Source organism: Permianibacter fluminis (genome assembly GCF_013179735.1).
Lineage (GTDB): Bacteria > Pseudomonadota > Gammaproteobacteria > Enterobacterales > Permianibacteraceae > Permianibacter > Permianibacter fluminis.
Genome location: NZ_JABMEG010000003.1, coordinates 58,561 through 70,951 on the forward strand (window position 1 = coordinate 58,561; position 12,391 = coordinate 70,951).

Sequence of the window (12,391 nt, forward strand, 5' to 3'; positions counted from 1 at the left end):
GACTCTGCTTTGCGAGGGATGCATGCGTACATCTACCCCCATCTGGTTGCTTCCGTTGCTGGCGCTGCTCGCTGGCCTTGCTGGCTGCAGCAAGCCCGAACCGGCGGCCGCCCCGCCGCGGCCGGTGCGTTCGATCGTGGTCAAGGCCGAGTCGCTGGCGCCGAGCGCTACCTATTCCGGCGAAGTGCGTGCCCGATACGAAACGCCGCTGGCATTCCGGGTCGCCGGCAAGCTCGCGGAGCGTCGGGTCGAAGTCGGCAGCGTGGTCAAGAAAGGTCAGGTGCTGGCGCGCCTCGACGAAGCCGATCTGCAATTGCAAGCGGCCGCTGGCGAAGCGGGCAAAGTCGCGGCGCAGGCGCAATTGACTCGCGCCAAATCCGATTACGAACGGTTCAAGGCGCTGCGGGAAAAGAACCTGGTCAGCGAATTCGATTTCAAGAACGCCCAGACCGCTTACGAAGTGGCCCGCTCGCAATTTGATCAAGCCGTTGCGCAGGCGCGAGTCGGTGACAATCAGGCCGGCTACACCCAGCTGATTGCCGATGCCAACGGCGTGGTTACCGCGCTGCAAGCGGAAATCGGTCAGGTGGTCGCGGCCGGGCAACCGGTGGTGACGCTGGCGCGCAGTGGCGAGCGCGAAGTGCAGATCGCGGTGCCGGAATCGCGGGTCGATGAGCTGCGCCGCGCCACCGATATTGCCGTGCGGCTGTGGGCGAAACCGGAAAAAGCCTATCCCGGCAAAGTACGCGAGATTGCCCCGGATACCGACCCGGTTACCCGCACCTACAACACCCGCATTACCGTGCAGGAAGTGGACACCGATTTGAAACTCGGCATGACCGCCACGGTGACCTTGACCGGTGCTGGCGCGCAAGCGGTGCGCCTGCCACTGACCGCCATTTATCAAACGGATGCGCAGCCGAAAGTCTGGCTGGTCGACGGCAATCAGCAGGTCAATTTGCAGCCGGTAACGCTCGGTGATTTCGTCGACAACGATGTGATTGTCATCGCTGGATTGAAAGACGGTGATCGCGTGGTCACGGCGGGCGTCAATCGTTTGGTGCCGGCGCAACACGTCAAACTGATCGAGGGCGAATGATGCGCGGCCCCAATCTGAGCGAGTGGGCGTTAAAACACCAGACACTGGTGTTGTTTTTCATGCTGCTGATCGCAGCCGCTGGCGTCATGAGCTATTTCGAACTCGGCCGCGCTGAAGATCCGGCGTTCACCTTTCGTGGCATGGTGATCAATGTCATCTGGCCGGGCGCCACCGCCCGCGAAATGGAACAGCAAGTCACCGACCGGATCGAGAAAAAACTGCAGGAAACGCCTGGACTTGAGCATGTGCGCAGTTTCTCCAAACCCGGTGAAGCGTTCATTTTTGTCTTCCTGCGTGACAACGTCGACCCGGCGACCGTGCCGAACTCCTGGTATCAAGTCCGGAAGAAACTGGCGGATATCAAGCACACCTTGCCGAGCGATGTCATCGGTCCGTTTTTCAACGACGAATTCGGCGATACCTTCGGCAATATCTATGCGTTGACTGCCGATGGCTTCAGTCAGGCCGATCTGCGGGTCTACGCGGAAAAAGCCCGGCAGGAATTGCTGCGGGTGCCGGATGTGGCAAAAGTCGAGTTGCTCGGCGTGCAGCCGGAAAAAGTCTACATCGAGCTGTCCGATGCCAAGCTGGCAACGCTCGGTCTGGATCCTGGCCTTATCATCAGCACACTGCAAAGTCAGAACGTCATGACCTCGGCCGGCGATGTCGTGACCGATGCCAATCGGGTCTATCTGCGCGTCACCGGTAATTTTGAATCCGTCGAAAACATTCGCGAGATCGGCATCCGGGCCAATAACCGCATTTTCCGCTTGGGTGACATCGCCCGCATTCATCGTGGCTATGCCGATCCGCCGGGCGTGCGGATGCGCTTCAAGGGCGAAGACGCGGTTGGTGTGGCGGTGTCGATGCAACCGGGCGGCGATATCCTGAAGCTGGGCGAGCGGCTTGATGCCGCCTGGCTACGTGTGCAGGCGGGTCTGCCAATCGGTGTCGATGTCCATCGGGTGTCCGATCAGCCGGCGGTGGTCAAAACCTCGGTCAACGAATTCATGCGCACGCTGGCCGAAGCCGTCGCGATTGTCCTGATCGTCAGCTTCTTCAGCCTCGGATTGCGCACCGGTCTGGTGGTGGCGCTGTCGATTCCGCTGGTGTTGCTGGCGGTGTTCCTGTTCATGCGCATTGCCGGTATCGATCTGCAAAAAATCTCGCTCGGTGCGCTGATCATTGCGCTCGGCTTGCTGGTCGATGACGCCATCATTGCCGTCGAAATGATGAAGCTGAAATTGGAGCAGGGCTGGGACCGGGTTCGCGCCGCAACGTTTGCCTACACCAGCACCGCGTTTCCGATGCTGACTGGCACGCTGATCACGGCGGCCGGCTTCTTGCCGGTTGGTCTGGCCAAATCCGCCGCCGGCGAATACACCTTTGGCATTTTCGCCGTGGTCGGTATTGCGCTGATGGTCAGCTGGGTGGTGGCGGTCGTGTTCACGCCCTATATCGGCTACAAGCTGCTGCCGGAAAATCTGGCTGACAGTCATCACGGCCACGAAGTCTACGACACGCCGTTCTATACCCGTTTTCGCGCGCTGGTCGGCTGGTGTGTGCAGCATCGCCGGATTGTGATCACCGCCACCATTGTCGCGTTTGTAATGGCTGTGCTCGGCTTCAAGTTTGTCCAGCAGCAATTCTTTCCCGATTCCACCCGGCCGGAAATCATTGTCGATCTGTGGTTGCCGGAAGGCTCTTCGCATGTCGCCACCGATGCCCAGGCGAGAAAGCTGGAAGCGATCCTGAAAACGGATCCGCGGGTTGAAAATTATGTGGCCTATCTGGGCGGCGGCAGTTCGCGCTTTGTCTTGGTGCTGGATCAGCAGATGCCCAATACCAACCTGGTCGAATTCGTCGTGCTGGCGAAAAGCCTGAAAGATCGCGAGTCGCTGATTAACGATCTGCGCGAGAAATTCGTCAGCGATTTTCCCGGTGTGCGCGCCCGCGCGGCACGCTTGCCGAACGGACCGCCGGTCGGTTATCCGGTGCAGTTCCGGGTCATGGGTTACGACCCGGACAAGGTGTGCGAATACGCCACCGAAGTCGCCGATATCATGCGGGCCAATCCCAACACGCTGGACGTCAACTACGACTGGTATGAGAAAACCAAGGTCGTCCGGCTGGAAGTGGATCAGGACAAGGCGCGGACGCTCGGTGTCTCGACCCAGCAATTGTCGCAGAACCTGCGCACCCTGCTGACCGGTCTGCCAATCACCCAGTACCGTGAAAACGATCAGCTGATCGATATCGTCGCCCGCACCACCGATGTTGAGCGCGGCAATCTGTCACGGCTGAAAGACATCAATATCCATGTCGGGCAGGGCCGCTTTGTGCCGTTGTCGCAAGTCGCGCGTATTCGCTACGAAGCGGAAGACGGTTTGATCTGGCGTCGTGATCGGTTGCCGACCATTACCGTGCGCTCCGATATTCCGGATCATGTCCAGGCGCCGGATGTCACGATGCAGATTGATCCGCTGCTGCAAGCCATTCGCGACAAGATGCCGCCCGGCTATCGCATCGAAATCGGTGGCTCGCTCGGTGAGAGTGTCAAGTCGCAGGCATCCATCAATGCCGGTATGCCGATGATGATTGCGGTGATTGTCACGCTGCTGATGCTGCAACTGCAGAGCTTCTCGCGGATGACGCTGACCTTGCTGACGGCGCCACTCGGCCTGATTGGCGTCACCGTTTTCCTGCTGCTGTTCCGGCAACCGTTCGGTTTTGTTGCCATGCTTGGCGTGATTGCGCTGGCCGGCATGATCATGCGCAACTCGGTGATTCTGGTTGACCAGATTGAACAGGACATTGCCGAAGGCATCACGCCGTGGGAGGCCATTATCGGCTCGGCTGTGCGCCGGTTCCGGCCGATCATGCTGACCGCGCTGGCGGCCATTCTGGCGATGATCCCGTTGGCGCGTTCGGTGTTCTGGGGCCCGATGGCGGTGGCGATCATGGGCGGTCTGCTGGTTGCGACCGTGTTGACGCTGCTGGTATTGCCGGCCATGTATGCGGCTTGGTTCAAGGTTCGCCGGCCGGCGCACTGAAACGGGCTGGCAAACGACCGTGGCTGACTATACTGAGGCCATGACCGGGGTGGGGATGCATGGCCAGCGATGAGCGATGACCGCCGATGTGAAGCGCTGCAAGGCCGGGCAGCGAGTGCGGCTCGGTTTGCTTCGTTGCCGCATTTGAAGGCTATGCGAACGGCTACGCGAACGACTATGCGGACGACTGCGCGAGCCGCAGCGCTGATCGTAATGCCGATGGCGCTGCTGATGACCGTGCTGGCGTCGGCGTCGGTTTTTGCCGCCGATGCCGATGATCTGTTCCAGCTGGACTTGGATGATCTGCTGCAGATCGACATCAGCACCAGCATTGCCACCCGGCTGCCGCTGTCACAGCGGCAGAATCCGGCCATTCTGAGCATCATCACCGCCGAAGACATCCGCGCCATGGGCGCCCGCGATCTGATCGATGTCATTCAGCGCATTCCCGGTTTCAATGTCGCCAAGGACATCGATGTCGCCGGCTTGGTCGTGCGCGGCCTGTTCGGTTTCGAGGGGCGTGCGCTGTTTCTGCTCGATGGCATGCCGCTGACCGAACTGGCATTTGGCGCTTATCCGCTCGGCAATGATCTGCCGGTGCATCTGATCGAGCGCATCGAAATCGTCCGTGGCCCCGGTTCGGTGCTGTATGGCGGCGCCGCGGAAACGGCGGTGATCAACATCATCACCTACAGCGCCGGCAATGAAGCGCGCATTCGCGATGGCGAATTGCCGAGTGCCAACGGCCACCGCGATCTCGGTGCCCGCTTTGCCGGCGCGCAGGGGCAATGGCGCTGGCAAGGTTTGCTGTTTGCCGGTGACGGTCGTCGTTCCGACGCGCCGTATCGCTATTTCAATGAGCGGCCGGCGTTTGATCACAACGAGGCCAGTGCCGGCATCCGCAGCCGTTTTCTCAGCAGCCAGCTGCATTGGGGCCCGGACTGGTCGGCCAAACTGTTGTGGCAGCACTATGAAAACAACATCGTCCGCGGGTTTGCCGTCGATGACAGCCTGCCACCGGTCGAGCAGGCCGCGGCCATCGAGCAAGGCATTGCCGCCAATTTTTCACCTCTGCGTTTTGACAACGCGGTGCTGGAGCTGGACGGTCGGATTTATACCAGCGAAAATTTTCGCAGCGACATCCAGACCAGCCTGCAGCGCAATATCCCGTTCGAGCGGCCGAGCCGCGATGACGTCGGTATCCGGCGCCTGAAACTGACCAGCAACAACGTCTGGTCGTTCGGCAGTCAGCAATGGTTGCTCGGCGCCGAATGGCTGCAGGACGACGCCCGCATTCTGCGCACCGCCGATCCAGCCGAGCGCGACCCTGATCTCGTGCTGCGTGCCGACCCGGATGATCCGGGTAGCAGTCACGTCAGCCTCGACAGCATGGCACTGTATTTCAACTGGCAGCAGCAATGGGACGCATTGACGGTGTTTGCCGGTGGCCGCTATGACGACAGTGATGTCTACGGCAATCAGTTCAGTCCGCGCGTCGGCTTGACTTGGGTGCGGGACCGCTGGCACTGGAAACTGCTGAGCCAGCAGGCGTTCCGGGCGCCGCTGATCGCCAACAGTGCCTTCAGCCGGTTTGGCTACGACCCGAGCAAGCCCTACCGCGAGCCGGTGACGCCAGAGACGATCCGCGTGCACGAATTTGAGCTTGGCTATCTGGCAACCCCACAATTATTTTTGAGCGGCAATCTGTTTTATCAGACGGTTGAGGACATCATCGAGTTTCGCTACAACCCGGACGCCGACGATTTGTATTCCGACAACGGCGGCAAATTCGGCAGCTATGGCGCCGAGTTTGAAGCGCGTTACCAGCAGGTGCCATGGCGGCTGCTGATGAATCTGTCCTACGCCACGCCCAAGCTCTATGACGACGACAATCCGTTTGCCTATGCCAGTGATCCGCAGGGCGGCGATACCTATCTGGCGCTGCATGAACCGGATGAATGGATTGGCATTCCCAGCCTGAAATTTTTCGCCAATCTGCAATACCAGTGGAATGACCGGGTGCATCTGTTCATCAATATGCTCTGGCTCAGCGAAAAGAATGCCGCGGCCGAACAGCCGTTTGGCGTCACCGACACCTTGCCGGCGCAAACCCTGTTCGATCTGGGCCTGCATTACGACCAGCGGGCCTGGTCGCTGTCGGTCACGCTGCACGATGCCGGCAACGAGCGGCTGAACATCGTCACCCCGTATTACGACAGCACCTTCGACACCCTGCCCTACAAGGGCCGCGAGCTCAGTCTGGATTGGCGGCTACAGTTTTAGCCGGTGCTGGCCGTATACTCGCCACCATGCCCCCGCTGATGATGTAGCCGGAACCGGATGAGCCAGCAATTCAGTGAACGTGCCCAGGTGCTGATGAAGGCTCTGGTCGAGCAATACCTGCGTGACGGCCAGCCGGTCGGCTCAAAAACCCTGGCCGAAGTCAGCAACCTCGGCGTCAGCTCCGCCACCATCCGCAATGTCATGATGGAGCTGGAAGATCTCGGCTTTGTCCAGACCCCGCATACCTCGGCCGGCCGCATTCCAACCGCGCTTGGCTATCGGTTGTTTGTCGACCGGCTGCTGACCGTGCAGTCGCTGTCGGAAACCGAAGTCGCACAAATCCGCGCCCAGCTCAAACCCGAACTCGAAACCACCGCCCTGCTCAATCAGGCCAGCAATCTGCTGTCGGAAGTGACGCACATGGCTGGTCTGGTCCGGGTGCCCAAGCGGCAGGTGCAAACCCTGAAGCATCTGGAATTTTTGCCGATTGGCGGCCGCCGGGTGTTGGCCGTGCTGGTGCTGTCGGACCGGGAAGTGCAGAACCGCATTCTGCATACCGATCGCGATTACAGCCGCGACGAGCTGCAAGTCGCCGCCAATTATGTCAACCAGCATTTCGCCGGCCGCGATTTGCGTCAGGCCCGCACCGAGTTGGTGGCGCAATTGCGTGCCGACCGCGCTGCAATGGACCTGATGATGGCCGGTTTGTTGCGCGTGGCCGAAGCCGCGCTCGACAGCAGCGAACCGCAGGACGATTTTCACGTCACCGGCGAACTCAACCTGCTGCAACTCGCCGACCCGGCCGGTATTGGTGGTCTGCGTGAACTGTTCGAAGCGTTTTCCCGCAAGCAACAAATCCTCGGCATGCTCGACAAATGCCTGGCTGCTGATGGCGTGCAGATTTTCATCGGCGAAGAAGCCGGCCAGCCCGGTATCAAAAACGCCAGCCTGATCGCCGCACCGTATGAAGTGAATGGCGAACGAGTTGGCGTGCTGGCAGTGATTGGCCCGACTCGGATGGCTTATGACCGGGTGATTCCGGTGGTGGATATCACGGCGAGACTGCTGTCGTCGGCGTTGACGAGTGATGAGAGTTGACCTCGAAAAGGTATGCCACCATGCAACAGCTAGCAATGATTCAATGGCTGATCGTGACCGTTCTCGTTGGCTGTATTGCTGCGGCGATTTCGTACTTTCCGAGCCATTCGTTGGACCAGTCGACTCTCAATGCCGGCCCGCCGCGTTGCAGTGAGTTTGTTTACGGGTCAACTCGTAAGTCGGTAATGCTAGAGTTCGCGAATTGTCTAGCAGAAAAGGTGATGGCCCAAAAACTACCGGGAAAGGATTATCGAATCGATAAGACCAGACACTACAAGTACGGTGAAGTTTGGGACTTATCAGTCTCCGTTATTTCCAGGATGTGCTACGGAGAAGATATGCACTGGTATTTTGATTTGGACAGTTTAGAGTTGGTAGATCGGAAATCAATTGAGTGGATGTGTTGAACGAGATATTAAGCTGATCACCGCTTGCATCAACCATTCCCGGTCGCAGGCTGCGACGGGGTCTGCGCTCAACCACCCCTAACCCCTCCTTGACAAGGAGGGGAATCAAAACGCTCCGCGCGACTTCGCTGCTGCAATTCCGCAGCGAGTCGGCCGGGTTTGCGAAGCCCAGCATATCTCCTTCGGATACGACAGCATTTTGCGATTCGAGCTATTCCCCCCCTCCTTTTCAAGGAGGGGCTGGGGGTGGTTAAGCTCAGTCTGCGCTGCCGTTTGCTAGCTGAACCATGTGCTGCGGCGTGTTTGTTCACAAGTCACCGTTCTGCCGTTGCTTTTCCAACTAGTCGACTCTGACGAGCGCTGCGCTCAACCGCCCCTAACCCCGCCTTGCCAAGGCGGGGGATCAGAATGGCCTGCCCGGCTGATGATTCATCCCCTTGAATCGCCGGCCAATAGCCCCATATCCGGCCCCAGAATCGCCCGGAGCCATGACTACCGGGTACTGTTGTTCCGTCTTGAGGGATTTCCATGACCACCGATGCCACGCCCAACCAACCGGGCCAGCCTGAGCCGACCGGCCAGGACAGCGCCGCGGCCAGCCAGGCCGATTTCCAGACTGATGTCGACAAGCTGCGGGCCGATCTGGCCAGCGCCGAGGAAAAGGCCAAGCAGAACTGGGAGCTGGTGCTGCGGACCAAAGCCGACGCCGACAACCTGGTCCGCCGGGCCGAGCGCAATGCCGAGCAGTCGGCCAAGTTCGCGGTCGAGAAGCTCTGTGGCGAACTGCTCGATGTGCTCGATGGCCTCGATCAAGGTCTGGCACTGAAAGTGGAGTCCGATGAAGCCAAGCGCATGCATGAAGGTCTGGAGCTGACCGCACGCAAGCTGCTGGCGTCGCTGCAGAAGTTTGGCGTGGCGCCGGTCGAGGCGCAGGGCAAACCGTTTGATGCCAACGTTCACGAAGCCATGGTCGCCCAGGAAAACCCGGACGTGCCGGCCGATACGGTATTGATGGTGCTGCAGAAAGGCTACACCCTGCATGGTCGCCTGCTGCGGCCGGCCCGGGTCATCGTCTCGCGCGGTCCGGTACAAAAAGTCGATACCAACGCTTGATCGGGTGCGCAATAGCCCCACTTTGTTTGCATGAACAGATTTTGTCATGGCCCGGTGCCGCGCTGAGGCGCCGCACCGGAACCGAATTCCGAACATCGTAGCAGGAGTAGAACATGGGCAAGATTATCGGTATTGACCTCGGCACCACCAACAGCTGCGTGGCGATTCTCGAAGGTCAAAACACCCGCGTCATCGAGAACAGCGAAGGCGCCCGTACCACCCCGTCAATCATTGCGTTCAGCAAGGATGGCGAAGTGCTGGTCGGCCAGAGCGCCAAGCGTCAGGCGGTAACCAATCCGAAGAACACGCTGTACGCGGTCAAGCGTTTGATCGGCCGTAACTTCTCTGATGACGTTGTGCAGAAAGACATCAAGATGGTGCCGTACAAGATTGTTGCGGCCAAGAACGGTGATGCCTGGGTCGAAGTCGACGGCAAGCCGATGGCACCGCCGCAAATCAGCGCCGAAGTGCTGAAGAAAATGAAAAAAACCGCCGAAGATTACCTCGGCGAAGAAGTCACCGAAGCCGTGATCACGGTGCCGGCCTATTTCAACGACTCGCAGCGTCAGGCAACCAAAGACGCCGGCCGTATTGCTGGTCTCGACGTCAAGCGCATCATCAACGAACCGACCGCGGCCGCACTGGCTTATGGTCTCGACAAGGGCGGCCGTGGCGACAAGAAAATCGCCGTGTACGACTTGGGCGGCGGTACCTTTGATATTTCGATTATCGAAATCGGCGAAGTCGACGGCGAAAAAACCTTTGAAGTGCTGTCGACCAATGGCGACACCTTCCTCGGTGGCGAAGACTTTGACATGCGTGTCATCGAGTACCTCGTTGCCGAATTCAAGAAAGAATCGGGCATGGATCTGCACGGCGATGCACTTGCCATGCAACGGCTGAAAGAGGCTGCAGAAAAGGCCAAGATTGAACTGTCGTCGTCGACCCAGACCGACGTCAACCTGCCGTACATCACGGCTGATGCCACCGGTCCGAAGCACTTGGTGATCAAGCTGACTCGCGCCAAACTGGAATCGCTGGTCGATGAACTGGTCCAGCGCACCATTGATCCGGTCAAGACCGCGATCAAGGACGCCGGTCTGAATGTCAAAGACATCGACGAAGTGATCCTCGTCGGCGGTCAAACCCGGATGCCGAAAGTGCAGGCGCTGGTGACCGAGTTCTTCGGCAAAGAGCCGCGCAAAGACGTCAACCCGGATGAAGCGGTGGCCGTTGGTGCCGCGATTCAAGGCGCGGTGCTGTCAGGCGATGTCCGCGACGTGCTGCTGCTTGACGTGACCCCGCTGAGCCTGGGTATCGAAACCATGGGTGGCGTGATGACGGTGATGATCGAAAAGAACACCACCATCCCGACCAAGAAATCGCAGGTTTATTCGACCGCGGATGACAACCAGAATGCGGTGACCGTGCATGTGCTGCAGGGTGAGCGCAAGATGGCCAGCCAGAACAAGTCGCTCGGCAAGTTCGATCTGGCCGGCATTCCGCCGGCACCGCGCGGCACGCCGCAAATCGAAGTGACCTTCGATATCGACGCCAACGGCATCATGCACGTGTCGGCCATCGACAAGGCCACCGGCAAGCAGCAGAAGATCGAGATCAAGGCCAACTCGGGTCTGACCGAAGACGAAATCGCCCGCATGGTGCGCGACGCCGAAGCGCATGCCGACGAAGACCGCAAGTTCCAGGAACTGGTCGAGTCGCGCAACCGCGCCGATGCAATGATCCACGCCAGCCGCAAGGCGTTGAGCGATGAAGCCATCAAGGTTGAAGCCGGCGAGAAAGAAAGCATCGAAGCGGCGATCAAGGATCTGGAAGCGGCGCTGAAAGGCGACGACAAGGCCGAGATCGATGCCAAGAGCGAAGCGCTGGCAAAAGCCTCGAGCAAGATCGGCGAGCGCATGTATCAAAACGCTGGCGCCGCCGGCGGTGCCGAGCAGGCGCAAGCGGCTGGCGACGCCCCGAAGAACGACGGCGAGTTTGTTGACGCCGAGTTCGAGGAAGTCAAAGACAAGAAGTAATGTACCACCTTCCCGTGTCAGGGGAGTGCTGGGGTGTGGGCCGCTTGCGTAGTGAGCGGCTCGCACAACTTCTTCGATTACAAGTGCGGCGGATCCGGTCTTCGACCTTGATCCGCCCTACGTCTATATGGGGTTTTGCTTTCGACTATGGCTAAACGCGATTACTACGACGTGCTCGGCGTGGCGAAAAATGCCGATGCGGCGGAATTGAAAACCGCCTATCGCAAACTCGCCATGAAATACCATCCGGATCGCAATCCGGATGCCAAGGACGCCGAAGAGAAATTCAAGGAAGCGAAGGAAGCCTACGAAATTCTGTCGGATGACGACAAACGCGCGGCCTACGATCGCCACGGCCATGCCGGTGTCGATCCGAACATGGCCGGTGGTCGTGGCGGCGGCGATCCGTTTGGTAACGCGTCGTTCCAGGATATTTTCGGCGATGTGTTCGGTGACATTTTTGGCACCGGTCGCGGCGGTGGTGGTGGCGGTCGCGCGGCGCGCGGCGCCGATCTGCGTTACAACCTTGAACTGAGTCTGGAAGAAGCGGTACGCGGCACCAAAGTCGAGCTGCGGGTTCCGAGCTGGCAGCGCTGCGATACCTGCACCGGTTCCGGCGCCAAAAAAGGTTCATCACCGATTACCTGCAACACCTGCGGCGGTGCCGGCCAGGTCCGGATGTCGCAAGGCTTTTTCTCGATTCAGCAAAGCTGTCCGCAATGCCATGGTCGCGGCACCGTGATCAAGGATCCTTGCGGCAGCTGCCATGGTCAGGGTCGTATCCAGAAAGAGCGAACCTTGTCGGTCAAGGTGCCAGCTGGTGTCGACAACGGCGATCGCATTCGCTTGTCCGGCGAAGGGGAAGCGGGCGTGGCCGGCGCGGCGCCCGGTGATTTGTATGTGCACATACACGTCAAGGAACACCCGATTTTCCAGCGCGAGGAAAACAATCTGTTCTGCGAAGTGCCGGTCAGTTTCGGCACGGCCGCACTGGGCGGCGAAGTCGAAGTGCCGACACTCGATGGCCGGGTCATGCTGAAAGTGCCGGCCGAAACCCAAACCGGCAAACTGTTCCGTTTGCGTGGCAAGGGCGTGGTGCCGATGCGCGGCGGCAGCCCTGGCGATCTGATGTGCCGGGTGGTGATCGAGACGCCGGTCAAACTGAACAGCAAACAAAAGGCGCTGCTGGAGGAGTTTGAAAAAGCCTTGAACGAAGAACCCAATCACAACCCGCGCGCCAGTTCCTGGTTCGATGGTGTGAAAGCGTTTTTTGACGACTTGCGCAAATGAGTCAACGCT

Annotated in this window: 7 protein-coding genes; all 7 read left to right on the plus strand. The window is 59.5% G+C overall.

All coding sequences use genetic code 11. The annotated features are described in order from the left end of the window. Positions 1 to 22 precede the first annotated feature (22 nt). The 7 genes from HPT27_RS18360 to dnaJ all read left to right on the plus strand — a co-directional run bounded on the left by HPT27_RS18360 (position 23) and on the right by dnaJ (position 12,382). Positions 23 to 1,099 (plus strand): efflux RND transporter periplasmic adaptor subunit, encoded by a 1,077-nt coding sequence (locus HPT27_RS18360; RefSeq protein ID WP_172246540.1) that lies wholly within the window; start codon positions 23 to 25, stop codon positions 1,097 to 1,099. Continuing rightward, positions 1,096 to 4,152, plus strand: coding sequence for an efflux RND transporter permease subunit (locus tag HPT27_RS18365; protein ID WP_328820730.1), 3,057 nt, complete (start codon positions 1,096 to 1,098; stop codon positions 4,150 to 4,152). The genes HPT27_RS18360 and HPT27_RS18365 overlap by 4 nt, the downstream gene beginning before the upstream one ends. 177 nt (positions 4,153 to 4,329) lie before the next feature. After that, entirely contained in the window at positions 4,330 to 6,435 is a 2,106-nt protein-coding gene (locus HPT27_RS18370) for a TonB-dependent receptor plug domain-containing protein (protein WP_172246542.1), read from the plus strand. A gap of 57 nt (positions 6,436 to 6,492) precedes the next feature. Continuing rightward, complete coding sequence (hrcA, locus tag HPT27_RS18375; RefSeq protein WP_172246544.1) at positions 6,493 to 7,533, plus strand: heat-inducible transcriptional repressor HrcA; 1,041 nt, start codon at positions 6,493 to 6,495, stop codon at positions 7,531 to 7,533. Between the two features lie 935 nt (positions 7,534 to 8,468). Beyond that, complete coding sequence (grpE, locus tag HPT27_RS18380; RefSeq protein WP_172246546.1) at positions 8,469 to 9,053, plus strand: nucleotide exchange factor GrpE; 585 nt, start codon at positions 8,469 to 8,471, stop codon at positions 9,051 to 9,053. 113 nt (positions 9,054 to 9,166) lie between these two features. Continuing rightward, on the plus strand, positions 9,167 to 11,092 hold the full coding sequence (gene dnaK / locus HPT27_RS18385; RefSeq protein ID WP_172246548.1) for a molecular chaperone DnaK: 1,926 nt from the start codon (positions 9,167 to 9,169) through the stop codon (positions 11,090 to 11,092). 147 nt (positions 11,093 to 11,239) lie between these two features. Continuing rightward, the gene (gene dnaJ / locus HPT27_RS18390; RefSeq protein ID WP_172246550.1) at positions 11,240 to 12,382 is read left to right on the plus strand and encodes a molecular chaperone DnaJ; all 1,143 of its coding nucleotides are present in this window, start codon (positions 11,240 to 11,242) and stop codon (positions 12,380 to 12,382) included. Positions 12,383 to 12,391 lie beyond the last annotated feature (9 nt).

Excerpts from the sequence above, each read along its gene's own strand:
- grpE (WP_172246546.1), top strand. The coding sequence starts at position 8,469 with ATGACCACCGATGCCACGCCCAACCAACCGGGCCAGCCTGAGCCGACC.
- dnaK (WP_172246548.1), top strand. The coding sequence starts at position 9,167 with ATGGGCAAGATTATCGGTATTGACCTCGGCACCACCAACAGCTGCGTG.
- HPT27_RS18370 (WP_172246542.1), top strand. The coding sequence starts at position 4,330 with ATGCGGACGACTGCGCGAGCCGCAGCGCTGATCGTAATGCCGATGGCG.
- dnaJ (WP_172246550.1), top strand. The coding sequence starts at position 11,240 with ATGGCTAAACGCGATTACTACGACGTGCTCGGCGTGGCGAAAAATGCC.
- HPT27_RS18365 (WP_328820730.1), top strand. The coding sequence starts at position 1,096 with ATGATGCGCGGCCCCAATCTGAGCGAGTGGGCGTTAAAACACCAGACA.
- HPT27_RS18360 (WP_172246540.1), top strand. The coding sequence starts at position 23 with ATGCGTACATCTACCCCCATCTGGTTGCTTCCGTTGCTGGCGCTGCTC.
- hrcA (WP_172246544.1), top strand. The coding sequence starts at position 6,493 with ATGAGCCAGCAATTCAGTGAACGTGCCCAGGTGCTGATGAAGGCTCTG.